General features: G+C 60.1%; 21 protein-coding genes. 11 read left to right on the top strand and 10 right to left on the bottom strand.

The features are described 5' to 3' along the window. Positions 1–24 precede the first annotated feature (24 nt). Positions 25–741: a 5-methyltetrahydropteroyltriglutamate--homocysteine methyltransferase gene (locus tag ACZ5WQ_RS06890; RefSeq protein WP_464383429.1), complete on the bottom strand. Its 717-nt coding sequence runs from the start codon at positions 739–741 to the stop codon at positions 25–27. Positions 742–853: 112 nt separating this feature from the next. On the opposite strand from ACZ5WQ_RS06890, the gene ACZ5WQ_RS06895 reads away from it, so the two are divergent. From ACZ5WQ_RS06895 to ACZ5WQ_RS06910, 4 genes are all read left to right on the top strand, one after another. Continuing rightward, positions 854–1,777 (top strand): LysR family transcriptional regulator, encoded by a 924-nt coding sequence (locus tag ACZ5WQ_RS06895; protein ID WP_464383430.1) that lies wholly within the window; start codon positions 854–856, stop codon positions 1,775–1,777. 229 nt (positions 1,778–2,006) lie between these two features. Further along, complete coding sequence (locus ACZ5WQ_RS06900) at positions 2,007–2,876, top strand: alpha/beta hydrolase family protein (RefSeq protein ID WP_464383431.1); 870 nt, start codon at positions 2,007–2,009, stop codon at positions 2,874–2,876. Positions 2,877–2,978: 102 nt separating this feature from the next. Further along, the gene (locus ACZ5WQ_RS06905; RefSeq protein WP_464383432.1) at positions 2,979–3,740 is read left to right on the top strand and encodes an SDR family oxidoreductase; all 762 of its coding nucleotides are present in this window, start codon (positions 2,979–2,981) and stop codon (positions 3,738–3,740) included. A gap of 198 nt (positions 3,741–3,938) precedes the next feature. Continuing rightward, on the top strand, positions 3,939–4,562 hold the full coding sequence (locus ACZ5WQ_RS06910) for a QsdR family transcriptional regulator (protein WP_088273865.1): 624 nt from the start codon (positions 3,939–3,941) through the stop codon (positions 4,560–4,562). Positions 4,563–4,740: 178 nt separating this feature from the next. On the opposite strand, the gene ACZ5WQ_RS06915 is transcribed toward ACZ5WQ_RS06910, so the two are convergent. Then, complete coding sequence (locus ACZ5WQ_RS06915; RefSeq protein ID WP_464383433.1) at positions 4,741–6,339, bottom strand: ATP-binding protein; 1,599 nt, start codon at positions 6,337–6,339, stop codon at positions 4,741–4,743. Next, complete coding sequence (locus ACZ5WQ_RS06920) at positions 6,336–7,052, bottom strand: response regulator (RefSeq protein WP_269687146.1); 717 nt, start codon at positions 7,050–7,052, stop codon at positions 6,336–6,338. The genes ACZ5WQ_RS06915 and ACZ5WQ_RS06920 overlap by 4 nt, the downstream gene beginning before the upstream one ends. A 435-nt stretch (positions 7,053–7,487) precedes the next feature. Between ACZ5WQ_RS06920 and ACZ5WQ_RS06925 the strand changes: the two genes are divergently transcribed. Both ACZ5WQ_RS06925 and ACZ5WQ_RS06930 read left to right on the top strand, forming a co-directional pair. Further along, the gene (locus tag ACZ5WQ_RS06925; RefSeq protein ID WP_464383434.1) at positions 7,488–10,364 is read left to right on the top strand and encodes a ribonucleoside-diphosphate reductase subunit alpha; all 2,877 of its coding nucleotides are present in this window, start codon (positions 7,488–7,490) and stop codon (positions 10,362–10,364) included. A 282-nt stretch (positions 10,365–10,646) separates the two neighbouring features. Then, positions 10,647–11,900, top strand: a complete 1,254-nt coding sequence (locus ACZ5WQ_RS06930) for a ribonucleotide-diphosphate reductase subunit beta (RefSeq protein WP_464383435.1) — start codon at positions 10,647–10,649, stop codon at positions 11,898–11,900. Between the two features lie 44 nt (positions 11,901–11,944). Here the strand turns inward: ACZ5WQ_RS06930 and ACZ5WQ_RS06935 are convergent, their stop codons facing one another. The 3 genes from ACZ5WQ_RS06935 to ACZ5WQ_RS06945 form a co-directional block, all read right to left on the bottom strand. After that, positions 11,945–12,667, bottom strand: coding sequence for an NYN domain-containing protein (locus ACZ5WQ_RS06935; protein ID WP_464383632.1), 723 nt, complete (start codon positions 12,665–12,667; stop codon positions 11,945–11,947). Between the two features lie 57 nt (positions 12,668–12,724). Continuing rightward, a protein-coding gene (locus tag ACZ5WQ_RS06940; protein WP_106735623.1) for an IS5 family transposase occupies positions 12,725–13,488 on the bottom strand; the annotation gives its coding sequence in 2 pieces (ribosomal slippage) (positions 12,725–13,173 and positions 13,173–13,488; 765 coding nt in all). 267 nt (positions 13,489–13,755) lie between these two features. Beyond that, entirely contained in the window at positions 13,756–14,529 is a 774-nt protein-coding gene (locus ACZ5WQ_RS06945) for a class I SAM-dependent DNA methyltransferase (protein WP_464383436.1), read from the bottom strand. 192 nt (positions 14,530–14,721) lie between these two features. On the opposite strand from ACZ5WQ_RS06945, the gene trpB reads away from it, so the two are divergent. Then, positions 14,722–15,930 (top strand): tryptophan synthase subunit beta, encoded by a 1,209-nt coding sequence (trpB, locus tag ACZ5WQ_RS06950; RefSeq protein WP_285676190.1) that lies wholly within the window; start codon positions 14,722–14,724, stop codon positions 15,928–15,930. A gap of 230 nt (positions 15,931–16,160) precedes the next feature. Here the strand turns inward: trpB and ACZ5WQ_RS06955 are convergent, their stop codons facing one another. Continuing rightward, positions 16,161–17,060, bottom strand: coding sequence for a LysR substrate-binding domain-containing protein (locus ACZ5WQ_RS06955; RefSeq protein WP_285676191.1), 900 nt, complete (start codon positions 17,058–17,060; stop codon positions 16,161–16,163). Positions 17,061–17,175: 115 nt separating this feature from the next. On the opposite strand from ACZ5WQ_RS06955, the gene ACZ5WQ_RS06960 reads away from it, so the two are divergent. Next, on the top strand, positions 17,176–17,877 hold the full coding sequence (locus ACZ5WQ_RS06960; protein ID WP_464383437.1) for an FMN-dependent NADH-azoreductase: 702 nt from the start codon (positions 17,176–17,178) through the stop codon (positions 17,875–17,877). Between the two features lie 48 nt (positions 17,878–17,925). Here the strand turns inward: ACZ5WQ_RS06960 and ACZ5WQ_RS06965 are convergent, their stop codons facing one another. Then, on the bottom strand, positions 17,926–19,122 hold the full coding sequence (locus tag ACZ5WQ_RS06965; protein WP_464383438.1) for an alkane 1-monooxygenase: 1,197 nt from the start codon (positions 19,120–19,122) through the stop codon (positions 17,926–17,928). Positions 19,123–19,154: 32 nt separating this feature from the next. After that, positions 19,155–20,189 carry a 2Fe-2S iron-sulfur cluster-binding protein gene (locus ACZ5WQ_RS06970; protein WP_464383439.1) on the bottom strand — a complete coding sequence of 345 codons (1,035 nt, stop codon included), beginning with the start codon at positions 20,187–20,189 and terminating at the stop codon, positions 19,155–19,157. A gap of 145 nt (positions 20,190–20,334) precedes the next feature. Between ACZ5WQ_RS06970 and ACZ5WQ_RS06975 the strand changes: the two genes are divergently transcribed. After that, a complete protein-coding gene (locus tag ACZ5WQ_RS06975) occupies positions 20,335–21,357 on the top strand; it encodes an AraC family transcriptional regulator (protein ID WP_464383440.1) in 1,023 nt (340 codons plus the stop codon). A gap of 79 nt (positions 21,358–21,436) precedes the next feature. Continuing rightward, positions 21,437–22,261, top strand: coding sequence for a substrate-binding periplasmic protein (locus tag ACZ5WQ_RS06980; protein ID WP_464383441.1), 825 nt, complete (start codon positions 21,437–21,439; stop codon positions 22,259–22,261). A 42-nt stretch (positions 22,262–22,303) separates the two neighbouring features. On the opposite strand, the gene ACZ5WQ_RS06985 is transcribed toward ACZ5WQ_RS06980, so the two are convergent. Continuing rightward, positions 22,304–24,586: an OsmC domain/YcaO domain-containing protein gene (locus ACZ5WQ_RS06985; protein WP_464383633.1), complete on the bottom strand. Its 2,283-nt coding sequence runs from the start codon at positions 24,584–24,586 to the stop codon at positions 22,304–22,306. A 208-nt stretch (positions 24,587–24,794) separates the two neighbouring features. Here ACZ5WQ_RS06985 and ACZ5WQ_RS06990 point away from each other — a divergent pair, with 208 nt between their 5' ends. After that, positions 24,795–26,126, top strand: coding sequence for a sensor domain-containing protein (locus ACZ5WQ_RS06990; protein ID WP_464383442.1), 1,332 nt, complete (start codon positions 24,795–24,797; stop codon positions 26,124–26,126). Positions 26,127–26,136 lie beyond the last annotated feature (10 nt).

Here is a 26,136-nt window from a genome sequence, read left to right on the forward strand (position 1 = left end):
GGCAGACCGGCACAGGTTGAAGCGTCAGGCAGCAATAGACGACGGGTTGCCGATTTCCACTGCCCAATACGCAAGCTCACCTTCATCGCTGGCCGCCAGCCAAAGCCGATCACCCAGACGCTGATGCACACTCCGTAGCTGCGCCGCCAGCGCTGCCGACTGTTCGGGTTGAGGCAGCACCAGTGACAGCGCCTTATAGGCAGGAAGCCGATCCAGCGCAGCAACCAGTTCACGCTCCGCATCGTGCAACTCGATCTGCAGCGCATCAACCGGGAGGTTGCAGGCCAACCCCAGGTTGTCGACCAGCGGGCCTCCACTCACTGCCAGCAGCCGTCTCAGTGCCGTACGCTGCAACCGGTTATAGCTGCGCTCGCAGGCCGCAATCCATACCGGGGAAAGCGGCTGCGTCAGTTGCGGCTCATTCAACTCGACCCACTCTACCCCGTGTTTGCCGAGGGCAAGCAGCAGATCGTCATAGGCGTCCAGCAAGCCATCCAGTTGCTCAAGCCCCGCCTCGCTCCCATCACTGAGTGACCACAGCAACGACAACGGCCCCGGAATGATCGGCTTGACGCTGAATCCGCAGGCACGCGCACTGGCAACCCGCTCCAGTAGCGAGTCAAACGGAGGAATACCCGCTGCTGCGATGCTGACCCATGCCATACCTGCGTCAGCCTGCTGGTGCCAGCGCGCTGACTCCTGCGCAAGTGATACCGCGGGGCCGGTTTGGTGCAGCAGCATGGGAGTTCTCCTGATCGCTCAACAAAGTGGCGATACTCGCCCGCGGCGAGCACTGAATCAAACTCATCTTGCTCATGCTATAGTTCGATTTTTCTCATGTAGACCCGCTGCCATGCTTGAACTCCGCCACCTGCGCACCCTGACTACCCTGCGCGAGGCAGAAAGCCTTGTTGAAGCCGCCGAGCGTCTGCATCTGACCCAGTCGGCCCTGTCGCATCAGATCAAGGATCTGGAAGAACGGCTCGGCATGAGCCTGTTTGTGCGCAAGAGCAAGCCAGTGCGCTTTACCAGCGCAGGTCTGCGGCTGCTGCGTCTGGCCGACACCCTGCTGCCCCAGGTGCGCCAGGCCGAGCGCGATATTCAGCGACTTGCGGGCGGCCAGGCCGGGCGCCTGCATATGGCCATCGAGTGTCACAGCTGCTTCCAATGGCTGATGCCGACTATCGATCAGTTCCGCAACGCCTGGCCCGAGGTCGAGGTCGACTTTGCCTCGGGGTTCTTCTTCGCTCCGCTGCCGGCGTTGGCCCGTGGCGACCTGGATCTGGTTGTCACCTCAGACCCGCTCGATATCCCCGGCATCAGCTATGTCCCCCTGTTTACCTACGAGGCCCTGCTGGCGGTCAGCAACCAGCATCCGCTGAGTACCCGTCACCACATCAGACCCGATGATCTGGCCGGTGAGACGTTAATCACCTATCCGGTTGAGCGCGAGCGCCTCGACATTTTCAAGCAGTTTCTTGAACCCGCCGGAGTCGAGCCGGCAGGTGTGCGTACTGCCGAAATGACAGTCATGATGATGCAGCTGGTGGCCTCCGGCCGCGGTGTGTGCTGCCTGCCCAACTGGGCGCTGGCCGAATATCTGCACAAGGGCTACGTCAGCGCCTGCCGGCTTGGACCGGACGGCCTATTCGGAACCCTTTACGCTGCGGTGCGTGAAGACATGATGACAATGCCCTACCTGCAGGACTTTCTGCTCACCGCCAAGGACACCTCCTTTGCGACGCTTGAAGGGGTCAGCGCGCGGGGCAACGACTGAGCCCATTCGGGTGACGTGGCACTGCGCCGCCGCGCCACTACTTATCCGTATTTTCCCAGGCAAACCAGTCAGTTATCGACGAAACCTCAGACTCTGCTTATCTCAATATCGATACAAACCGCCCGGATAACCCATCCGGGCGACTTTACCTCACACCCAAGCCCCCTACCGTGAGCCTTCTGCGCACCTTGCACAGCCATTCCAACAACAAGACAAAAGGACTCACAGGATGAATGCACAGATGTTCAAACTGGCCACACTCGCGCTCGGCTTGTCGCTTTCCAGCATCGCGCTGGCCACCAACCCCGGTGGTGGTGGCGGCACCGGCAACCCGGCTACCGGGACCGGTTTCCCCGGCGTTGGCAGCTTCAGCGCCGATGGCCCATTCGCGACAACCAGCGGCAGCGCGGGCAGCAGCTGCACAGTGTTTCGCCCGTCCACCCTCGGCGAGAACAACCGCAAACACCCGATCATCGTCTGGGGCAACGGCACCACTGCCTCGCCCAGCACCTACGCAGCCCTGCTTGAGCACTGGGCGTCGCACGGTTTCGTCGTGATCGCAGCCAATACCTCCAACGCCGGCACCGGCCAGGAAATGCTGGGTTGCATCGACTACCTGACCACCCAGAACAACCGCAGCACCGGCACCTATGCGAACAAGCTGGACCTCAACCGCATTGGCGCGGCCGGGCACTCCCAAGGCGGTGGCGGCACCATCATGGCGGGGCAGGACTACCGCATCAAAGTCACTGCGCCGTTCCAGCCGTACACTATTGGTCTGGGCCACAACAGCAGCTCGCAATCCAACCAGAATGGTCCCATGTTCCTGATGACCGGCAGCGCCGACACCATCGCCAGCCCGACCTTGAACGCCTTGCCAGTCTACAACCGCGCTAACGTGCCGGTATTCTGGGGTGAACTGTCCAGAGCCAGCCATTTCGAGCCGGTCGGCAATGCGGGCGACTACCGTGGCCCCTCAACCGCCTGGTTCCGCTACCATCTGATGGACGACGCCAGCGCCGAAGACACGTTCTACGGCAGCAATTGTGACCTGTGCAGCGACCGCGACTGGGATGTACGTCGCAAGGGCATCAACTGATGCCCGCGCCTTCCCGACCGCCAGGATGCTGTCGGGATGGCGACACTTGAGTGCCCGTCGGTGGTGTATCCTCTGCCCAGCCTAAAACACAGAGGAATCCCGATGACCGACTCCCCACTCAAAGTCGCCCTGGTTACCGGTGCCGGCACAGGCATTGGCCGAGCTACCAGTATTGCCCTGCTCAAGGCTGGCTATCACGTGGCCCTTACTGGTCGCAACGCCGACAAGCTGCAGCGCAGTCTCGAAGGGCTCGACGAGCTTGCCAATAATGCTCTGGTGATCCCCTCCGATGTGCGCGACCCGTCATCCGTGAATGCGCTGTTCGACCAGGTACAGGCAACCTGGGGGCGGCTGGACGTTCTGTTCAACAATGCCGGTACCGGCGCGCCGCCGTTACCGCTGGAAGAGCTGCCGTTCGACGCCTGGAAGGCCACTATCGACACCAACCTGACAGGCGCCTTCCTCTGTACCCAGCAAGCCTTTCGGCTGATGAAAGCCCAGACGCCGATGGGCGGACGCATCATCAACAACGGCTCGATTTCAGCCACGGCTCCGCGCCCGAACTCAGCCCCCTACACCGCGTCCAAGCACGGCATGACCGGCCTGACCAAGTCCACCTCGCTGGATGGTCGCAAATACAATATTGCCTGCGGGCAGATCGATATCGGCAACGCCGCTACCGAGATGGCTGCACCCATGCAACGCGGCATACCGCAGGCCAATGGCGAGATCATGGCCGAGCCGGTGATGGACGTGGAGCATGTCGCCCAGGCGGTTGTTCAGATGGCCGAACTGCCACTGGAAACCAACGTCCAGTTCATGACCATCATGGCAACCAGGATGCCGTTCATCGGCCGCGGCTGATACACAGTCGAGACGTCTGATCCGGCCGCTTGCGGATCAGACGAAACGGTTCGTTGGCGAGCCGATGACGCGTGGTTACAAATTCACTCGTATTACTACTGGTGATTCACACACGGGACACTTTCATTCTTGGTATCAGCATTGCTACCATGCAAGCCAAATACGAAGAAGAAACCTAAAACGCCAGGAAAGCACCGAATGACCAGTCAGCAGACTCCCCTCTCCCTTGCCCTCTCAAAACGCAAATCCGACGAACGCGCGACGCCGATATCGGCCTTTCGCATGGCACGCAGCTGGTGGCTGGAAGGCCGCCGTCTGAACCTGTCGCAACTCGCGGAAGAGCTGGGTATCGGACGAGCCACACTGATGCGCTGGGTCGGCAACAAGGATTTGTTGATGGGCGAAATTCTGTGGTCGCTGTACAAGCGTATCTACGATGAAGCCATCGCCCGTGCCGAACAGACTCCAAACCTCACGGGCATCGACTACCTCACGCAGATATACGAAGACATCAATGTTGCATTGATCAACGCACGCCCCATGTACGATTTTCTGCAAGCCGAGCCGCAATGGGGCCTGCAATTGCTCACTGCCCGCGCCTCAGGCCTGCAGGAGCGCCTGATCAGCACCTGGCAGCAAATGTTCGAAAAGGCGATTGCGGCTGGTGAAATCAAGCCAGAGATGGATGCCCAGAGCCTTGCTCTGTACATCGTGCGTATCGGCGAAAGCGCCATTTATTGCGACCTGATCTGCGGCCGTAAACCCGAGCCAGGCCCGGCTACCACGGCGTTCCGCCTGCTGGTCAACGGTCATCAGCGCTAAGACGCGATTTGTCTGGTGGGGAGTCTCCGCGCGTCGGTAAATGAGCTCACGGAGAACGCTGCGCGGTTCTCCATGCTACCGCCCCCGCAGCCCGCAACCTCCGTAGGGCGGAGAACGCCGCAGGCTTCTCCGCGCGTCGGCACATGAACCCACGGAGAACGCTGCGCGGTTCTCCATGCTACGACGCCTGGCGCAGCGGCCAGTCGATAATGAAGGCAGCTCCGCCCAGCTCCTTGGACGATTCGACCCGTGCGTAGCCGCGGTGCCAGTAGGCAATGCGGCGAACAATGGATAACCCCAGGCCATAACCACCGCTGGCACGGGTACGGCTGTCGTCCAGCCGAAGGAAGGGAGTAAAGATGCGCTCGCGGTAGGCCTCCGGAATCCCGGGGCCGTCATCTTCCACAGTCAGCCTGCAGCGGCCGTTGGCAACGCGTGTAGTCACCTTGACCCGCGAGGCCGCATGACGCAGGGCATTGCTGACCAGGTTGGTCAGTGCCCGATGCAGGTAACGCTCCTCGGCGTCCACCACATGGGCCCGGCCATGGGACAGATCTTCATGCTCCAGCTGCACGCTGGCAGCCAACGGCAACAACTCGGTCACAACCTGCTCCACCGTCGCCAGCACATCCACCGGCTGCAGCACCAGAGCCGGCGCGCCCTGTTCAAGACGGGCGTAGGTCAGAATCTCGTCGACCAGTTTGTCCAGTTCGGTCAAATCACCGTCCATGCTGTCGAGATAGCGTTTCAGATCAGCTTCACTGCTGGCTGTTTCCACCATCTCCAGACCGAAGCGCAAGCGCGCTACCGGCGTGCGCAGCTCGTGCGAGACGGCTCGAATCATCTCCTGTTGAATACGCATCATGCGTTGCAGGTGGCCGGCCATATCATTGAACGCCCGTGCCAGACTGCCAACCGAGTCGCTGCCGATAGCCTCCGCCCGGGCATCCAGATTACCGCGCGCCAGATGCGTCGCCGCCGACTCCAGATTCATCAGCCGCTGCTCCAACTGACGCACCAGCAGATAAATCAGCAGACCACTGAGCGACAGCGCCAGCAAGCCGGTCATCAGCAGCATCTCAGGCGGATACTCCTGCATCTGATAGATCGGTCCGAGGCTGACTACCCAGTTGGTATCCGGGATTTTCATGTACATCATCACCGCGTTGCCGTCCGGCCCCAGGCTCAGCACGGTATCGAACTCATCCAGACGCCGGCGTTGGTCGACATCCAGATCGGTTTCGTTAAGGCGGGTGAGATTAAGCGGAAAGCCGAAACCCTTGTCTCGCCGCAGTCGCTGCAGCCAGGTTGGCATGTCACTTTCAGGGTGCCGCACCAGCTCGTCGGCAATCAGAAACAGGGTAGCGCGACCCAGTTGCTCGGAGATCTTCTCGATATCGGCGGTCAGCACCTGCTGCTGGCTGAGGTCCACCAGACTGTATACCCGGACCTCGGATGGCGCGCTGCTGAGCACCAGCACACGCCCCTGAATCAGCCGCGACCAACTGCTCGACTCCAGCCCCAGGTCGTCCAGCTGGCGCAACTCCAGGGGCACACCGATCAGCCGCATCCACACGGCCAGCGCTTTCTGCCGCTCGGCTTCGTCCATCGGCTCCAGGTTATCTGCCATGAGGCGGAAAGTGCCTGTCGCCATGCGCTCGCGGTAATCCTCTGCGCGCACATCGTTGATCATGCGGATGCTGACCAGCGCCAGCAGGGAGACGGCGACCAGTACCAGCAACATGCCGCCGTAGATGCGCAGAAAAATCGAGTTCACGGCTGATCCGGGCCGGGGCTGACGAACAGATAGCCTTTGCTGCGGACGGTCTTGATCAGTCGCGGAAGGTCCGGATCATCGCCGATCTTGGGGCGGATACGCGAAATACGCACATCGATGGAGCGGTCCTGACCGTCATACTCGATACCACGCAGAGCGATAAAGATCTCCTCACGGCTGAGAATCCGGCCAGCGTTACTGGCCAGCAACCAGAGCAGATCAAACTCGGCACCGGTCAGCTCGATCAACTCGCCGCGCAGCCACGCCTCACGACGGTCGTTATCAATGATCAGCTCACCAAACTCCAGACGCGTCGGCGCCTCGCTGGTTTCCGGCTCGCTGGTTCTGCGCAACAGCGCACGGATGCGCGCCAGCAGCACCTGCGGGCGGACCGGTTTGCTTACATAATCGTCGGCACCCAGCTCCAGGCCACGAATCTGGGCCTCGTCCTCGCTGCGTGCCGTCAGCATCAGGATCGGCCGCAGAAAACCTGCCGCACGGACCCGCTCGCAAATCGAGTGCCCGTCCTCGCCCGGCAGCATCAGGTCAAGCACGACCAGCGCCGGCTGGGTGTCGAGAATTCGCTGCACGGCAGCGCTGCCATCCGCCTCAACCGCAACCTGAAGCCCCTGAGCCTGCAAAAACTCGGCAATCAGACCCGCCAGCTTCTGGTCGTCCTCAACAATCAGGATGTAACCGCTGTCTGCCTCCACCCATGCCTCCCGCTCGCTGAACTACTCAAATCAGCCGGCGATTGTAGCACTCGCTTGCCTTCAGGCCACAGCCCCTGACCCAGAGCACTGGAAACAGCTTCTTCCAACGCTGACATCAACTTGAAAACAAGAAAAAGGTAAACACTAGATATAGTATTTTTTTCTTCAAGCCTGCAAACCCGCACCAGTTCTGATCTGCGCCAAGGTCAAGGCAATTATGCGATAAAATCGACAAACAATCGCCTTGCCACATCATCAAACACACACTATCTTGTGTCAAACGAATAGCAGACACCTAGATATTGATCAAATAGTCACCAGCTGTCACACGCTGTTATTGACTGTCTGCCGCTTGAACAGCACGCCCCGGGCTGGCCGAGCCAGCTTACGCAAACATCTACATATTGTGTTCACGACCAAACAAAGGAGCATGTCATGCAGGTCACCCCTTCCGCCGCTGGCACCACATCATCCGCCCTGCCGGCAGACAGCCAGCAGAATCCGGACCTGCAGCTCAGCGCGCCCGGCCAGCTGCGGGTGATCAAACGCAACGGCACACTGGTTCCCTACACCGACGACAAGATCCGCATTGCCATGACCAAAGCGTTTCTGGCGGTAGAAGGCAGCCAAGCCGCGGCTTCCTCGCGCATTCGCGAGACCGTCGACGAGCTGACCGATGTGATCAGCGCGATCTTCAAGCGCCGCCTGCCTTCCGGTGGCACCCTGCATATCGAAGAAATCCAGGATCAGGTCGAACTGGCGCTGATGCGCTCCGGCGAACAGAAGATCGCCCGCGCCTACGTGCTCTACCGCGAAGAACACGCCCGCCAGCGCCAGGCGCGCCAGAGCACCGGCGAGGCGCATCCGAGCATTCGCATCACCCTCCCTGACGGTAGCCGCGAACCGCTGGACCTGGGCCGCCTGCGCACCGTCATCGCCGAGGCGTGCGAGGGCCTGCCGGAAGTCGACGCCAAGCACATTGAACAGGAAACCCTGAAGAACCTGTACGACGGCGTGACCCAAATCGACGTCAACACCGCGCTGGTGATGACCTCCCGCACCCTGGTCGAGCGCGAGCCGAGCTACAGTCAGGTCACCGCCCGACTGCTGCTCGACAACCTGCGCGCCGAAGCGCTGAGCCACCTCGAGATCGCGCCCAGTGCCACGCACGGCGAGATGGCTGAGCTGTACGCCAAAACCCTGCCTGCTTACGTCAAGGCTGGTATCGAGTACGAATTGCTCGACGCCAAGCTGGCCGACTACGATCTGGAGCAACTGGGCGCAGCGCTGGATCACAACCGCGACCAGCTGTTCGGCTACCTCGGCCTGCAGACCCTGTACGATCGCTACTTCCTGCACCGCGACGGCACCCGCATCGAACTGCCGCAGATCTTCTTCATGCGCGTCGCCATGGGCCTGGCCATCGAGGAGCCGCAGAAGAACGAGCGCGCCATCGAGTTCTACAACCTGCTGTCCAGCTTCGACTACATGGCCTCCACGCCGACCCTGTTCAACGCCGGCACCCTGCGCCCGCAGCTGTCGTCCTGCTATCTCACCACCGTGCCGGACGAGCTGTCCGGCATCTACAAGGCGATCCACGACAACGCCATGCTGTCCAAATTTGCCGGCGGCCTGGGCAACGACTGGACGCCAGTCCGCGCCATGGGCGCCTACATCAAGGGCACCAACGGCAAGAGCCAGGGCGTCGTGCCCTTCCTCAAAGTGGTAAACGACACCGCCGTTGCGGTGAACCAGGGCGGCAAGCGCAAGGGCGCGGTCTGCGGCTATCTGGAAACCTGGCACCTGGATATCGAGGAGTTCCTCGAGCTGCGCAAGAACACCGGTGACGACCGTCGCCGCACCCACGACATGAACACCGCCAACTGGATTCCGGACCTGTTCATGAAGCGCGTGTTCGAAGACGGCCAGTGGACCCTGTTCTCACCCTCCGACGTGCCGGACCTGCACGACCTGACCGGCAAGGCCTTCGAAGAGCGTTACGAGTACTACGAAGCGCTGACCGAGTACGGCAAGCTGAAACTGCACAAGAAAGTGCGTGCCGCCGACCTGTGGCGCAAGATGCTCAGCATGCTGTTCGAAACCGGCCACCCGTGGCTGACCTTCAAGGACGCCTGCAACCTGCGCAGCCCGCAGCAGCACGCCGGTGTAGTCCACAGCTCCAACCTGTGCACCGAGATCACCCTGAACACCAGCGTGGACGAAATCGCTGTCTGTAACCTGGGCTCGGTCAACCTGGTCAACCACATTGTTGACGGCAAGCTCGACACCGCCAAGCTGGAGCGCACCGTGCGCACTGCGGTACGCATGCTTGATAACGTCATCGACATCAACTACTACTCGGTACCGCAGGCCCGCAACTCCAACCTCAAGCACCGCCCGGTTGGTCTGGGTCTGATGGGCTTCCAGGATGCGCTCTACCTGCAGCACATCGCCTACGGCTCCAACGAGGCCGTCGCCTTTGCCGACCAGTCGATGGAAGCCATCAGCTACTTCGCCATCCAGGCCTCCTGTGATCTGGCCGACGAGCGCGGCAGCTACTCCAGCTTCGAAGGCTCGCTGTGGTCGCAAGGCATCCTGCCCTACGACTCGCTGGACATCCTCGCGGAGCAGCGCGGCGCCAAGTACATGGAAGTGGACCGCAGCGTCACCCTCGACTGGGAGCCGGTGCGCGAGCGGGTCAAGAAAGGCATTCGCAACTCCAACATCATGGCCATCGCGCCGACCGCGACCATCGCCAACATCACCGGCGTATCGCAGTCGATCGAGCCGACGTACCAGAACCTGTACGTGAAATCGAACCTGTCCGGCGAGTTCACCGTGATCAACCCCTATCTGGTGCGCGACCTCAAGGCACGCGGCATGTGGGACGCGGTCATGGTCAACGACCTCAAGTACTACGACGGATCGGTACAGCAGATCGACCGCATCCCGGACGACCTCAAGGCGCTGTACGCCACCGCGTTTGAAGTCGAAACCAAGTGGATCGTCGAAGCCGCCAGCCGCCGTCAGAAATGGATCGACCAGGCCCAGTCGCTGAACCTGTACATCTCTGGCGCCAGCGGCAAGAAGCTGGACGTGACCTACCGCATGGCCTGGTTCCGTGGTCTGAAAACCACCTACTACCTGCGTGCCCTGGCCGCCACCAGTACCGAGAAATCGACCGTCAACACCGGCAAGCTGAACGCCGTCGCCAGCGGCGCAGAGCCGGCGCTGAGTGCAGCACCCGCTGGCCCGGCGCCGGTGCCGAAGGCGTGTTCCATTGATGACCCGGACTGCGAGGCCTGCCAATAAGGCAGGCCCAGCGGCAAGCCTCAAGCTGCAAGCTACAAGCAGTCCGAGTAAGCGCCACCGTCATTGGCCAAAAACCGCTCCGAGCAAAAGAGCAGTCCCGCTCGGAGCGTTTAAAACACAGCGTGATTTCCATCCCTCGCGTCATTCCCGCGAAGGCGGGAATCCAGAAAAAAACCAAGCGCCGCGCCGAGTCCAAGGCTCACACCACTCGCCGCCGCCACACCAAACAACTTGCCGCTTGCAGCTTAAAGCTTGCGGCTGTCGACCAAAGGGAGACACACCATGCTCAGTTGGGACGATTTCGACAGCGAAGACACCACCATCGCACCCGCCACCAAGGCAGCCGCCAAACCGAGCGCACCGCTTACCGACAGCCCGGTAATGGAAAACATTGCCGAGGGTTCGGTAGAAGACGCGCGCCAGATCAGCGCGGACGACTCCGACGCCATCGCCCGCGCCAAGGCCGCGCTGGATGAGCTGGACATTCAGGAAGGTCTGGACGATCTGGAAGGCTCCGCCGCCCGCGTGCAGGTTGGCGACAAGCAGATGATCAACGCCCGCGCCGACCTCAACCAACTAGTGCCCTTCAAGTACGAATGGGCCTGGCAGAAGTACCTCGACGGTTGTGCCAACCACTGGATGCCGCAAGAGGTCAACATGACCGCCGACATCGCCCTGTGGAAGAGCGCAGACGGCCTGACCGAAGACGAGCGCCGCATCGTCAAGCGCAACCTCGGTTTCTTCTCCACCGCCGACAGTCTGGTCGCCAACAACCTGGTGCTGGCCGTGTACCGCCTGATTACCAACCCCGAGTGCCGCCAGTACATCCTGCGTCAGGCCTTCGAAGAGGCGATCCATACCCACGCCTACCAGTACTGCATCGAGTCACTGGGCATGGATGAAGGCGAGATCTTCAACATGTACCACGAGATCCCGAGCGTCGCGAAGAAGGCCTCATGGGGCCTCAAGTACACCCGCTCGATCTCCGACCCGACCTTCACCACCGGCACCGTCGAGACCGACAAGGAACTGCTGCGCAACCTGATCGCCTACTACTGCGTTCTGGAAGGCATCTTCTTCTACTGCGGCTTCACCCAGATCCTGTCCATGGGCCGCCGCAACAAGATGACCGGCACCGCCGAGCAGTTCCAGTACATCCTGCGCGACGAATCCATGCACCTGAACTTCGGCATCGACGTGATCAACCAGATCAAGATCGAAAACCCGCACCTGTGGGACGATGCCATGAAGGACGAAGCAACCCAGATGATTCTCCAGGGCGCGCAGCTGGAAATCGAATACGCCCGCGACACCATGCCCCGCGGCGTGCTCGGCATGAACGCCGCGATGATGGAGGACTACCTCAAGTTCATCGCCAACCGCCGCCTGACCCAGATCGGCCTGAAGGAACAGTACCCCGGCACCACCAACCCCTTCCCGTGGATGAGCGAGATCATGGATCTGAAGAAAGAGAAGAACTTCTTCGAAACCCGCGTGATCGAGTATCAGACTGGTGGGGCTTTGAGCTGGGATTGATTCTCAGACCAAAAGGCCCGGTATCGACCGGGCCAACACTAGAATCATGCCCCCACTTTTTGTTCCGCTAGCCAAACGGACCATGGCCCTCCCGCTTCTAGCTGTAACTCTAGTAGGTCGTAAGTCTTTAACATGTCCAGCAAACCGGAATGGCCGTACTTTTGGGGCGAAAATGATGGATCAGTGCGTTTAAGGTAGGCACCGAGAGGCCCCAAACCAACCTTCCCGTCAGAGGAATCACTCGCGAGCAGCCCAACAGCCTCCACAACAAAGCGGGGGCGGTGTTTAGTCGCAGGCCTGTTCAGATCTTTACTGGCCTCCCTAATTACAGCCTGCTTTGGCGGTTTGGACTTGCAAGCTGATTCTTTCGAGACGCTGCTCTTTTCTGCAGAGTCCAGAGACGTATCCTCGTCAGTCTCTCCTCGGGTCCACTCAAAAAACACATCGCTTGCATTACGAAGCGCCTCGGGAGTTTTCCCTTCACCAACAATGCAAACACGTGCTCCTCGCTCTCGAAGCTTTCTGCACAAGTACGCGAAATCGGAATCACTGGTTACCAAACAAAAAGTTTCGGCACGATGATCGAACATCGCCTCGAGCGCGTCCAAAGCTAAAGCGATGTCCGCGGTATTCTTTCCAGCCGCATACTGAAACTGAAGATGAGGAGTAAACGCCAGCCGCACTAGGGCTTCCTGCCAGCGATTCGCAAGAGTTGCGTGATTTCCATAGCCGCGGCGCAGAACGACGCGTCCAAACTGAGCAGCCATACGCAAGGCGTAAGACAAGATTTCCGGGGCAACATTATCGCAGTCGACTAGGGCCTGTTAACACAACCTCAGTCCGTCAACGATCAGGGCAAAATTAACGAAGCCGATGAACATGACATCGAGCTTTTCAAAGCGGGAGAAAATTCTGCGAAATCCTTTCAAGCGCCGAAACAGACGCTCTACCTCATTTCGGCGCTTATAGATTTCTCGGTCATATTCCCAGGGATTGATGCGAGTCCTCAGCGGAGGAACCACTGGGATAAAGCCCAGGTCCAGCGCAAGCTGACGGGTTTCGTTGCCCTCGTAAGCGCGATCCATCAGCAGATGCAGCGGTCTTCCTTGCTCGCCCAGCTTGCGAAGCAGGTCGCGACCTGCCGGTGCGTCGTGTGCCTGCCCGGGTGACAGGGAGAACGCTATGGCTGTTCGATCATTCGCGGCAACCAGATGAATCTTGGTGTTCCAACCGCCTCGGGATTTTCCAATAGCTTGAGGGCCGTTTTTTTTCGAGCGCCAGTGCCATCGGGATGCACCTTGATGCTGGTGCTATCCAGGGACACCGCCTCGATCTTGATCCGGACAATTTGGGATTGCTGCAACTGGGCGAACACCCGATCCAACACACCCGACCTCGACCAGCGGCTCATGCGGGTGTAGATGGTGTGCCAATTGCCAAAGCGCTTCGGCAAGCCGCGCCACTTGCAGCCATGCTCAGCGACATAGAGGATCGCGTTCAACACGTTCAGGTTGGACAGACTTACGTTGCCCCGCTGTCGCGGGAAGCAATGCTCAATGATCGAGAATTGTTCGGGGGTAATTTCCATGCGCGAAGTATCACACATGGAGAGACTTGAAGCTAATTAGCGTTAACAGGCCCTAGTACAGCGACCGATACATCAGCGCCACCGGAAGGCGCTTGAACTGTATTTAGATGATTACCGTTAGCCATAACATCCTTGTGAACACTAAAACTTCAACCGCCGTTTTCTAACCACGGTTCCAGTCCGAACGATGACATGGATCATTCGGAACCCATTGACCTCAGCGTTTTAAAGCTAACGTTACGTAGGTTAAAAGTCGACTCTCACGACTCAAAAGTCCCGGAGTGCCGCGCACATTTTTGATTTACGGACACACACCACCAGCGCATTCCCCGACTTCCCATCCCAAGCAGCAAGCCGCTGGTAGTCATGCTCCAGCACCTGCAGCTCGAAATACGGTTCCAACACCTCGATCAGCTCACTGAAGGTCACCGCCACCATCGGGTGCTCGTCTTTCCACAACTGGGTGCCACTGCCATCGGTCCGCTCGATGCGCAGACGCAAGCGCTGCTGCTCGCCCTCGCCTGCGTAATACCAGCCCGAGCTGAAACGAAACGCCGCCCCATCCTGATGGGCCGTGTGGGACACGAAGGAACTGTTATCGATTTGGCTTTTATCGACTACGTTGAAGCAGAACACCCCGCCATCGGCCAGCGCAGCATGAACGCTGGCGATGCACGCGCGCAGCCGCTCGATGCTGCCGCTGTAGTGGATGGAGTAGAGAAAGCAGGTAATCAGGTCGAGCGGCTGCGTGATGCTGAAACCGCACATATCCTGCTGCGAAAACGTCGCCTCAGGGCAGCGCTGCTGCGCGAGGTCGAGCATCGGCTGATTGATGTCCAACCCGCTGCTCTGAAAGCCCGCATCGAGAAAGTGGCGCACATGCGGGCCGGTGCCGCAGGCCAGATCCAGATGGCGTTTGCCGCCATTGCCAAACAACTGATGAATACGCTGAACACACTGGCCTTGCGCGTGGTAGTCAATGTCCGCACACATCAGGTCGTAGTAACCGGAAAGATCGGTGTAAATGGCGTTATGGGACATGGCGACCTGAAGCGTCAGTTGCGGTGGCGCATGATATATCGAAGCGGAAGAAAAACATCTGAAAATCGACCAACGTCACTGCCGGGTGGAGCGTCATCAGGCCGCACAGATGTCTTGATGCAGCGCACTGCGTCACTGGTTACACTACGCTCCTGCCTTAATACCCGCTCAAACTGCAAGGACACCCACACCATGACCCAAGACTCGCGCTTTGCTGCAATGCCTGATGCCAACGGCTATTTCGGCCCCTACGGCGGCCAGTTGGTTCCGCCGGAGTTGAAGCAGGCGATGGACGATATCAACAAGGCATACGAAGAGATCCGTCAGCGCGACGACTTTCAGCAGGAGCTGGCCAGCCTGTTTGCCGATTACGTCGGCCGCCCCAGCCCGATCTTTCACGCCAAACGCCTGTCGGACAAGCTTGGTGGCGCGCAGATTCATCTCAAGCGTGAAGACCTGAACCATACCGGCGCGCACAAGATCAATCACTGCCTGGGTGAAGCACTGCTGGCCAAGTTCATGGGCAAGAAGAAGGTGATCGCCGAGACCGGCGCCGGTCAGCACGGCGTGGCACTGGCCACCGCCTGTGCGCTGGTGGGTATTCCCTGCGAGATTCACATGGGTCAGGTGGATATCGAAAAGGAACACCCCAACGTCACCAAGATGCGCATTCTGGGATGCAAGCTGGTGCCGGTTACCCGCGGCGCAGCGACGCTGAAAGAAGCGGTGGACAGCGCCTTTGAGGAGTACCTGAAGAACCCGACGGACTATATCTACGCCATTGGTTCAGTGGTTGGCCCACACCCGTTCCCGAAAATGGTGCGCGACTTCCAGTCGATCATCGGTAACGAGTCACGCGAGCAATTCGTCGCCAAGTACAACCGTCTGCCTGATCACGTTGCTGCCTGCGTTGGGGGCGGCTCCAACGCCATGGGCATGTTTACCGCCTTCCTGAACGACGAGGCCGTGCACCTGGTCGGCGTAGAGCCGGCGGGTGAAGGTCTGGACAAGGTCGGCCGCCACGCCGCCACCATGTCGGTCGGCAAGCCTGGTGAACTGCACGGCATGGCCTGCTACGTGCTGGAAGACGAACAGGGCAATCCGTCTGCCGTGCACTCGATTGCTTCCGGTCTGGACTATCCGGGCGTTGGCCCGCAGCACAGCTACCTGAAGGACATCGGTCGCGTCGACTACCAATCCGCTACCGATCAGGAATGTCTGGATGCCTTTATGACCCTGTCACGTACCGAAGGCATCATTCCGGCGCTGGAAAGCGCTCACGCAGTGGCCTGGGCCATGCGCGAAGCACCAAACCTGCCGAAAGACAGCCACATCCTGGTCAACCTGTCCGGACGCGGTGACAAGGATGCCGACTACGTCGCGCAGAAGCTGGGGCTGTAAGCGCTGCTCGGTGGACACGCCTGCGGCTTTGTCCACCCTACCTGCGGCCCAATCGTAGGGCGGACTAAGCGAAGCGTGTCCGCCAGCAGGCTCGCGATTCCATCCGTGCCGCATCATGCACTTTCGGTGGACACGCCTGCGGCTTTGTCCACCCTACCTGCGGCCCAACCGCAGGGCGGACTCAGCGCAGCGTGTCCGCCATCGGTCCCGCAGCCAAACGCAGCCCGATTTCAAAGCGTGCAGACCCCGCCCGGCACCGCCATGACCCAATCCCTCACCGCCTGAATGACTGGGTCATGCTTGCGGCTTTCCGGGTAGACCAGATAAAACGCCTTGCCCTTGATCTCCGGCCCGAAGGGCTGCACCAGCCGACCAGCGGCCAGTTCGTCCTCGATCAATTCACGGCTCATCAAGGCCACACCCTGTGCGCCGACTGCAGCCGACACCGCGTGGGTCTCATCCGAAAACACCAGTCCGGCACTCACATCCAGGCCCGGCACCCTCGCCAGTTTCTGCCAGCCCGCCCAATCCACCGGCCCGGAGCCAGCCGAGGAACTGCGAAAGTGGATCAGCGGATGCCTTGGCAGCTCACTGACATCGCGCAATCCCAAAAGTGGGCTGCAAGCCGGGATGAAGGTGTTGTCGAGCAACTTCTCGGCCACCAGCCCCGGCCAGCGGCCATCGCCATAACGGATGGCGATATCGGCCGTAATACCATCCAGCGCCACAGCCTCATGGGATGCGTGGATACGCAGATCAATATCGGGATGGGTTTCACGCAGCATGCAAACCCAGGACAGCAGCCAGCGCGAAGCGATCACCGGCGTTGTGCTCAAGGTAATCGCCTGGCGCTGCGGGGTACTGCGCAGGCGCGCAACTGCTGCACCGATATTGTTGAACGCGTCTTCCAGCACATCCTTGAGCTCGCGCCCCTGTGCAGTCAGCTCAAGCTTGCGCGGCCTGCGTACAAATAGCGAAATACCAAGAGACTCCTCCAGCGAGCGAATCTGATGGCTGATCGCCGTTGCAGTTACCGACAACTCCTCTGCCGCCTGCTTGGCACTCTCGTGCCGGGCAGCCGCCTCGAACGCGCGAAGGGCAGCCAAGGGCGGTAATTTGCGCTGCGTCATAGATGAATCCTTTTCATCCATATATAAAAATATTCATCGTTTGTCGCACTGAAAAGGCGAACTTAGGATGAGTCTGCTGCCATTTTCAGATGAATTCAACTTCAGGAGACTTACCATGCCGCACATTCTTCAGCTCGACGTCAGCGCCCGCCCCGGCCTTGCCGGCAAGGACCTACACGGCTCGCACAGCCGCAATCTCAGCCAGCGCTTTGTCAGCCAGTGGCTGGCCCAGCGACCGGACGACACGGTCACCTACCGCGACATCGGCCAGAATCCGCCCGCCTTTATCAGCCACGACTGGATCGCGGCCAGCTTCACGCCTGAGGCACAACGTGAACCCTGGATGCATGACACCCTGGCTGAAAGTAACCAGCTTGCCGATGAACTGATCGCCGCCGACATCCTGGTCATCGGCGTTCCGCTTTACAACTTCGGCATGCCCGCAGCGCTGAAGGCCTGGATCGACCAGATTGTGCGTCCGGGCAAAACAGTCGATATCGATACCGGCAATCCGGAAACCCCCTATACAGCGCTACTGGCAGACCGCCCGCGCCATGCGGTGATCCTCACTGCCCGCGGCGGTATCGGCTTCGGCCCCGGGGGTGAACTGGAAACGCTAAATCACCTCGAGCCAGCCCTGATTACCGCCCTCAACTTTATCGGTATCAATCAGGTGCATCAGATTGCGATTGAGGGCCAGGAGATCGGCGGTGAGGTGCTGGCCAACTCGGTGGCGCTTGCGGAGCGCCAGATTGATGCGCTGGTGCACAAGCTGCACCGCACGCTCGCTGAGGCTCCGCTCGCTGAACCCGCATGAGCAACAACGGGGTGGCGCACGCCAAGCGCTGCGGCCACCCCGCGTTGGCTAGATGCCGACCTGCCGCCGCTGTCCTTCCTCTGCCCGCGCCACCTGCATCGCAGCAATGCCACTACGACGATTGGCTTCAGCGGCCAGCGCCCGCTCTTCATCTGTTGCATAGTCCCGGTCCCAGGCCAGCACCTTGGGTGTCATCAGGTGATGCCAAAGCGGCGGAATCATGGCGACCACGATGGTTGTGAGATACCCGCCGATCATCATTGGCGCATCCGGGAATGGGCGCAGGTCCTGATAAGGCACTTCACCCTGCGCATGGTGATGCGAGTGACGGGTTAGGTTAAACATCGCCCACGAACTGATACGACGATTGGTATTCCAGGAGTGACGTGGCTGCACCGGTGTCTGAGGATTACGCACCATGCCGTAGTGCTCCATGTAGTTGACGATTTCCAGCAGCGCCTTGCCCCATAGCGCACAGGCAACGAAGAACAGCGCCGCCTGCCAGCCCCCCATGCTGTAGGCCACCGCAACCAGCCAGAGACTCATCAGGTGCCCGCGGATGACCGCGTTGTGGATGCTGAACACACCCTCCCCCTTACGCACCAACCGACGCTTCTCGATCTTCCAGGCACTCAGGTTGCCCTTGATGGTCGATGCCAACACGTGGAAGTACACGTTACGCCCACGCGGCGCAGTCGCCGGATCCTCGGTTGTGGAAACGTAACGGTGGTGGCCGTAAACATGCTCGATGGAAAATACCGTGTCGAAACTGAACGCCAGCAGCCAGCGGCCGATCAGCATCGATACCGGGTCCCAGGTTCGATGGGTAAGCTCGTGCCCAGCGATAGTGCCGATGGTCCCGATCATCAAACCGGTCAGCAGCCAAGCCGAAACATGGTGCCCGACCGCGGTCTCGGCACGCGCCGCCAGCAGGTCATAGCCGGTCACCCCGCCTGACCATGCACCAAAGCCCAGGACATCGGTGGTACTGACACTCCAGACCGCTGCGAAAACAATAAACGCCAGCAATGGCAGCGCCATCCACAGTTGCACAGTGAGAATGAACGGGTAGCTGAACTGCGGCGTGCTGGTGTCATCCCCGCTGACGAGGTCGCCGAGGATATAAACCACGAGAACGGCCAGCAGCCCAAGGGTGATCCAGCCACCACCAGCGAGTATGGCCGTTGCCGCCAACAGGCCGATCGCGTGAAAGAGAAAGAACTTCAGATAATGCAGTGCGTTCATAGGGAGCCTCTGTTTGTTTTTATTCAAGTGGGTCACGCACTTACCTGCACCGGCGCAGGCAAGGTGGTAAAGCGATCAAAATGGATGTTTTCGCGGGGTACCGCAGCATTGCGCAGCACCGCCAAGGCGCTGTCGATCATCCCGGGCGGGCCGCACAAGTAGGCATGGGTACCGTTGCCTGCATGCTCGGCAATCAGCTCTGTGACCAAGCCGCGCACGCCCAGCCAGCCGGTGTTCTGAGCGGCGTCGGAGAGCACGGGAATGAAGTTAAAAGAAGCGCGCCACTGCTCCGCCAGGTTGCTGATCTGCTCCAATGCGTACAGATCACCTTCGGTACGCGCCCCAAACAGCAGCGTCACCGGCCGCATTGCGCCGTCTGCCAGAGCCTGTTCCAACAGTGCGAGAATCGGCGCCAAACCACTACCGCCAGCCACCAGCAACAACGGCGCCGCTGACTGCCGGAGGTAAAAGTCACCCGCAGGGCCAGCGAGCGTTACGCGTTCCCCCAACAGAGAACATTTGTCCACCGTGGATGTGAGCAGTCCACCTGACACCTTTCGAATGAAAAAAATAACCCTGGCATCTGCCTGCGGCCGAGTTGCGAAGGAGAAACTGCGGGCATGCTGCGGCAACACATCAAGCGTGAGATCGGCGTACTGACCTGCCTTGTAGGGCAGACTCTCGTCCAACTGGATGACCAACCGTGTGATGTCGTGCGTAAGCTTTTCCTGCTCGACTATTCGGCCCCGCACCTCATGCCTGCTGTGCGCAGGAGCGAGGTCCACTGCCACATCCACCTCTCCCTTGGGCACACTCTGACAGGCGAGGATGTAACCCGCATCCAGCTCCTCATCGCTGAGGATGTAACCGGTCTCGGTGAGTTCCTTCACCCGTCCTGCCAGCAACTGACACTTGCAGCTGGCGCAACCGCCAACGCGACAGCTGTGCGGAAAGTCGATACCGTGGCGCAAGGCGGCGTGCAGCAATGTCTCGCCGGGCTGCACTTCAACCGATTGGCCATTGATTCGCGCCAGCACTGAGGTCTTCTTGCGAAATAACGAAAACATGCGTTCTCCTTTGGATCATTCGAATCGGGAGCAACGTCATGCTATGGGCACAAGAACAGGGCCGGAGAGAGCAACAATTGACAATCAGGGGGTCATTAATTGACATTATTTCATTAAAAAAACCAGAACGCCGACGCACATACAGATGACTGATTTCCTGCTGCCCGTGCAGTACCTTCGCCAAATCGCCGAGCAACTGCGCGTCATGGGGCACAGACCCGAGCAGTGGCTAGCGCACTGCGGCGTCTCTGTCGACGAACTTGATGATCCCGGCTTCCAGCCCGACATCGCCCTGCTCTGCCAACTGGTCGAACACGCTCGCAGTCTGGCCGCTGAACCGGGATTCGGCCTGCTGCTGGGTGAGCGGCTGGTCGTGAGTACGCATGGTGTGCTCGGCTTTGCCGCATTGCAGGCAGCCACTTTGCGGCAGGTGATTGATCTACTGGAACGCTACCTGCCGGTGCGCACTACGTTGGTAAGTGTCAGCCTGGAATACGACCCAGAAGGTCAGAACGAGTCCCTGCACTTTGTCCCGGCATACCCACTGGGCACTGTCGAAAACACCGTGATTGAAGCCATCATGTTGGCGGTAAAAAACATCTTCGACGCCATCAGCCTCAATAACAGCGGCGTCAGCCAGGTCTGCCTGCCCTTTGCGCAGCCGAGCTACAGTCGACTCGCCCACACCCTGTTCCGCACCCCGGTAGAGTATGAGCGGAGCAAGGCCGCTTTCTGCTTTGCTCCCGCTGCGCTCGATGCACCGCTGCGCATGGCCGACCCTGACGCCTTTCGCGAAGCAGAGCTGATCTGCCAGCGCGAACTGGCCAAGCTGGGCGAGCACAGCAGCATTGGCACTCGCGTTCGCCGCCTGTTGCTGGAGCGACAGAGCAACTTCCCCAGCCTCGCTACCGCTGCACGTTTGCTTTACATCACACCCCGGACCTTACACCGTCACCTGAATGCCGAAGGCACGAGTTTCAAGCAGATCCTCAAAGAGGTACGCCACGCCCTCGCGCTGGAGTACTTGAAGAACAATCGATTGTCTGTGGAAGAGATCGCCTGGGCGCTGGGCTACAGCGACGTGGCCAACTTCCGCCGCGCGTTCCATCAATGGGAAGGCGTAGCGCCCTCAACCTACAGAACCCGTCATGGCAGCTCGGCCAGCTAATGCCCGCACTGTGACATTTGTCCACTCAGCCCCCTTTTCGCACCCGGGGTTGGTGCTGTTAGACTCCGGAAATCGACGATTGAATATCGAGCAACGGATGCAGTGGATTCCAGCCAGCCAACGTAAACCCAAGGTGCCTCAGCGCAGCCTGTGGCTCGGCCTGTTGCTGTTGCTCAGTTCACCCGCGATGGCTGACCTGCAGTGCGAGAAAACCCTGCGCTGGAATGACGATCCGCCGCTGAGCATGGAGCTGCCAGACGGCCGTGTCGGTGGTATTTACGTCGAGTTGAACGAGGCCGCACTGGAGCGGCTCGGCTGCAAAACAAGATTACGCAAGCTGCCCTGGGCGCGGGCCTTGAAGGAGCTGGAACTTGGCCGCCTCGATATTTTGCCCGGTGCCTTCCGCCGCCCCGAGCGCGAAGCGTATGCACACTTTTCCGGCACCGTGCTGCCGCCCTCACGCAACATCCTGTTCGCTCGCACCGACACCATCGAACGCTGGCCAATAACGCGACTGCCTGAGCTGGCCAAGCTGCCCTTTCGCCTAGGTGCGCAAATCGACGTCCAATACGGCCCGGATTATCAGGTATTGATGAGCGACCCGCAGTACGCCGATGGCGTGTTTATGGCCAACAACCGCTCCAGTTTGTGGAACATGATCGACAAGGGCCGTATCGACGGCGCGATCGCCGATGAGCACACCGGCGCCTGGGAGATTCAGCAGCTGGGCTTAGGCGACGCTATCACCGCGACGGATGTGGTTGTTTCCGATGACGCGGCGGAAGTCGCCTTCAGCAAACGCTCCAACGATCTGAACTTCGTCAGAGCCTACGCTAGGGCGCTGCAGGAGCTGGTGAGCGACGGCAGCTATCAGCGGATAGTCCGGCGTTATCTGCAGCACTGATACGCCTGCGCACGCTGCTCCCTATTCCGCATTACGACCCGATCACTTTCTCCGCCAACCCGCGCCGACGCGCGGACGCGTCGGCTGCAGCAGCGGATTACGCCCCTCGACAGCCTCGGTGGGCGCAGCATCGGCAGCCGCCTTGGCCCGCGCGGCGTGGAGCTTCTTGTAGCTGTCGATCAGGCGCAGGTGGCGGTCCAGCCCTTCCAGCTTCATGCTGGTCGGCGTCAAGCCGTAGAAGCGCACGCTGTCGTCGACCGAGCCGATCACCGCGTCCATCCGCTCGTTGCCGAACATGCGCCGGAAGTTGGGCTCAAAATCGGCCAGTTCAAGCTCCTCGTCCAGCAGCACTTCCAACACCACGTTGACCGCCTGATAGAACAGACCGCGCTCGACGGTGTTGTCGTTGAACTGCAGAAAGGCTTCGACCTGCTCCTTGGCGTCCTCGAAGCGTTCCAGCGCCAGATAGATCAGCAGTTTGAGTTCCAGGATGGTCAGCTGACCCCAGGTGGTGTTGTCATCGAACTCGATGCCGATCAGCGTCTTGATGTCGGTGTAGTCATCCAGCTCGCTTTCTTCCAGCCGCTCGACCAGACCCTGCAACTGCTCATCGTCGAGGCTGTGCAGGTTGAGAATGTCAGCGCGGAAATCCAGCGCCTTGTTGGTGTTGTCCCAGATCAGATCCTCAACCGGGTAGATCTCTGAGTAGTCCGGCACCAGAATCCGGCAGGCGTTGGCACCCAGATCGGTGTAGGTCGCCATATAGGCTTCCTTGCCGATGTCCTTGAGGATGCCGAACAGCGTATCGGCTTCCTGCTGGTTGGAATCCGCCCCTTGGCCGGAGAAGTCCCACTCGACAAAATCGTAGTCGGGTTTGGCGCTGAAGAAGCGCCAGGACACCACACCGCTGGAGTCGATAAAGTGCTCAACAAAGTTGTTCGGCTCGGTCACCGCCTGAGACTCGAAGGTCGGCTGCGGCAGGTCGTTCAACCCTTCAAAGCTGCGCCCCTGCAGCAGCTCGGTGAGGCTGCGCTCCAGTGCCACTTCGAGGCTCGGGTGCGCGCCAAAGGAGGCAAACACACCGCCAGTGCGCGGGTTCATCAGCGTCACGCACATGACCGGAAAGCGGCCGCCGAGCGAAGCGTCCTTCACCAGGACCGGGAAGCCCTGCTCTTCCAGCCCCTTGATGCCGGCAACAATGCCCGGATACTTCGCCAGCACAGAATCCGGCACATCCGGCAGCGCCAGCTCACCTTCCAGAATCTCGCGCTTGACCGCCCGCTCGAAGATCTCCGACAAACACTGCACCTGCGCCTCGGCCAGGGTATTGCCCGCGCTCATGCCGTTGCTGAGGAAAAGGTTTTCGATCAGATTGGAGGGAAAGTACACCTCCTTGCCGTCAGACTGCCGCACGAACGGCAGCGCGCAGATGCCACGCTCGGCGTTGCCGGAGTTGGTGTCGATCAGGTGCGAGCCGCGCAGTTCGCCTTCCGGGTTGTAGATCGCCAGACAATGGGAATCGAGCAGCCCCGTGGGCAGCGCATCATTGCGTCCGACCTTGAACCAGCGCTCGTTCGGATAGTGGACGAACTCGGCATTGGCGATGTCTTCGCCCCAGAACTGGTCGTTATAGAAGAAGTTGCAGTTCAGCCGCTCGATGAACTCGCCCAGAGCCGAGGCCAGCGCCGCCTCCTTGGTCGCGCCCTTGCCGTTGGTAAAGCACAGCGGCGACTGGGCGTCACGAATATGCAGCGACCAGACGTTGGGCACGATGTTGCGCCATGAGGCGATCTCGATCTTCATGCCCAGCCCGACGAGAATGCCGGACATGTTGGCGATGGTCTGTTCCAGCGGCAGGTCCTTGCCAAGAATCCGCGTGCCCTCGCCAACGGTCTGCACCGGCATCAGCAAAGACTGGGCGTCGGCGTCCAGGTTTTCGACCTCTTCGATGACAAAGTCCGGGCCGGTCTGCACTACCTTCTTGACCGTGCAGCGTTCAATTGAACGCAGAATGCCAAGGCGATCCTTCTCGGAAATATCGGCCGGCAGCTCGACCTGAATCTTGAAGATCTGCTTGTAGCGGTCTTCCGGATCAACGATGTTGTTCTGCGACAGGCGAATGTTGTCCGTCGGGATATTGCGGGTGTTGCAGTAGAGTTTGACGAAATACGCCGCGCACAGCGCCGACGACGCCAGAAAGTAATCAAACGGCCCCGGCGCGGAGCCATCGCCCTTGTAGCGGATCGGCTGGTCAGCCACCACCGTGAAGTCATCGAATTTGGCTTCAAGTCGGAGGTTGTCGAGAAAGTTGACCTTGATTTCCATGCGGGCACCGGCGTTTGAGGGGCGAATTGAACAGCCGGCCATTATCCGGCTTTTACCGCGAATGTCATGTCGCACTCGACGACGCAGCGGACCACTGGTCGCGCGGCCGGCTCCCAGACAAGCTCGCAGCCGGTCGCCAGAAGGCAGACCGAAAAAAACATCGGCGCACGGTAGCGAGCCGAGGCACTCTGCCACTATATTGAGCGGCATGAACCCAGCACCCCTGATTCCTCACGACAAGCTACTGGATTTGCTGCTGGATGTCGTTTGCGTCGTAGACAAGGAAGGACGCTTTTTATCCGTTAGCGCAGCCAGCGAACGGGTTTTCGGCTATTCGCCCGAAGAACTGATAGGCCGCACCACATTTGAGCTGATACATCCCGATGACCGGGAAGCCACCCGCCAGCTTGCCCGACAGATTACCGCAGGGAAGCCCTCGGCTGACCACGAAAACCGCTACATTCACAAGCAGGGCCATATCGTCCACATCATGTGGTCGACCCAGTGGTTCGAGGCCGAGCAGGTGCGTGTTGGCGTTGCCCGCGACATCACCAGGCGAAAACAGGCCGAGGCCAGACAGGCCGCCGTCTATGCGGTTTCGGCCGCGGTGCACTCGGCAGAAACATTGCCAATGCTCTACCAGCGCATGTACGACCTGATTAACCAGCACTTGCCGACCAGGGCGCTTACTGTTGCACTCTATGACGCCGAGGCAGATCAGCTGAGCTTCCCCTACCACGCCGGTGAAACCCTGCCGCCCCCCGCGCAGGGGCCGCTTGCAGCCCACCCGTCTCTGGCCCCAATGATACGCCCACAGCACTATGACACTCCGGCGAGCGCTCCAGATGCGCCCGAGAACCCGCTCTGCGTGCCGTTGCTGAACGACACGGCCCCTATCGGCGCCCTTATCGTCCACCACCAGTCTGCAAATAACGACTTCGACGAACGTGATACATCCTTTCTGCAATTCGTTGCCAGCCAGCTGGCGACCGCGATCAGCCGACACCAGGCCCACACCCGGCTTTCCTTTCTGGCGCAGCACGATCAACTGACCAGGCTACCCAACCGAGCCCTGCTGATGGACCGACTGCAAACTGGCCTGCAGCGAGCGGAGCGCAACAATGGACGACTGGCCGTGCTGTATCTGGATCTGGACAGTTTCAAACAGATCAATGACACCTACGGCCATACCGTTGGCGACCATCTGCTGCAACAGGTAGCCCACAGATTGCGCCAGAGCGTGCGCGAATCCGACAGCTGCGGCCGACTGGGCGGCGACGAGTTTGCAGTAGTACTCGACGGCATCAGACAGCAACTGGATGCTGCAACCGTCGCGGAGAAAATCCTCGGCAATCTGAGCGCACCCTTCCTGATTGAAGGCCATACCCTGACCTGCACACCGAGCGTCGGTATCGCCGTCTATCCCGAACACGGCGACAGCGAACGTCGACTGATGCACCGCGCCGACAACGCCATGTACGCAGCCAAACGCAGCGGTGGCGCGGGTTACGCCTTTTTCAGTGGAAACGAGCCATCCTGAAGCATCAGAT

It is taken from the genome of Halopseudomonas sp. T1L2 (genome assembly GCF_055397385.1).

Coding starts and splice junctions, on each gene's coding strand:
- ACZ5WQ_RS06935 (WP_464383632.1), bottom strand. CDS start 12,667: ATGGCTGCTCAGTTTGGACGCGTCGTTCTGCGCCGCGGCTATGGAAAT.
- ACZ5WQ_RS06955 (WP_285676191.1), bottom strand. CDS start 17,060: ATGACGCAGCGCAAATTACCGCCCTTGGCTGCCCTTCGCGCGTTCGAG.
- ACZ5WQ_RS06960 (WP_464383437.1), top strand. CDS start 17,176: ATGCCGCACATTCTTCAGCTCGACGTCAGCGCCCGCCCCGGCCTTGCC.
- ACZ5WQ_RS06945 (WP_464383436.1), bottom strand. CDS start 14,529: ATGTCCCATAACGCCATTTACACCGATCTTTCCGGTTACTACGACCTG.
- ACZ5WQ_RS06965 (WP_464383438.1), bottom strand. CDS start 19,122: ATGAACGCACTGCATTATCTGAAGTTCTTTCTCTTTCACGCGATCGGC.
- ACZ5WQ_RS06910 (WP_088273865.1), top strand. CDS start 3,939: ATGACCAGTCAGCAGACTCCCCTCTCCCTTGCCCTCTCAAAACGCAAA.
- ACZ5WQ_RS06930 (WP_464383435.1), top strand. CDS start 10,647: ATGCTCAGTTGGGACGATTTCGACAGCGAAGACACCACCATCGCACCC.
- ACZ5WQ_RS06900 (WP_464383431.1), top strand. CDS start 2,007: ATGAATGCACAGATGTTCAAACTGGCCACACTCGCGCTCGGCTTGTCG.
- ACZ5WQ_RS06970 (WP_464383439.1), bottom strand. CDS start 20,189: ATGTTTTCGTTATTTCGCAAGAAGACCTCAGTGCTGGCGCGAATCAAT.
- ACZ5WQ_RS06990 (WP_464383442.1), top strand. CDS start 24,795: ATGAACCCAGCACCCCTGATTCCTCACGACAAGCTACTGGATTTGCTG.
- ACZ5WQ_RS06905 (WP_464383432.1), top strand. CDS start 2,979: ATGACCGACTCCCCACTCAAAGTCGCCCTGGTTACCGGTGCCGGCACA.
- ACZ5WQ_RS06975 (WP_464383440.1), top strand. CDS start 20,335: ATGACTGATTTCCTGCTGCCCGTGCAGTACCTTCGCCAAATCGCCGAG.
- ACZ5WQ_RS06895 (WP_464383430.1), top strand. CDS start 854: ATGCTTGAACTCCGCCACCTGCGCACCCTGACTACCCTGCGCGAGGCA.
- ACZ5WQ_RS06925 (WP_464383434.1), top strand. CDS start 7,488: ATGCAGGTCACCCCTTCCGCCGCTGGCACCACATCATCCGCCCTGCCG.
- trpB (WP_285676190.1), top strand. CDS start 14,722: ATGACCCAAGACTCGCGCTTTGCTGCAATGCCTGATGCCAACGGCTAT.
- ACZ5WQ_RS06985 (WP_464383633.1), bottom strand. CDS start 24,586: ATGGAAATCAAGGTCAACTTTCTCGACAACCTCCGACTTGAAGCCAAA.
- ACZ5WQ_RS06890 (WP_464383429.1), bottom strand. CDS start 741: ATGCTGCTGCACCAAACCGGCCCCGCGGTATCACTTGCGCAGGAGTCA.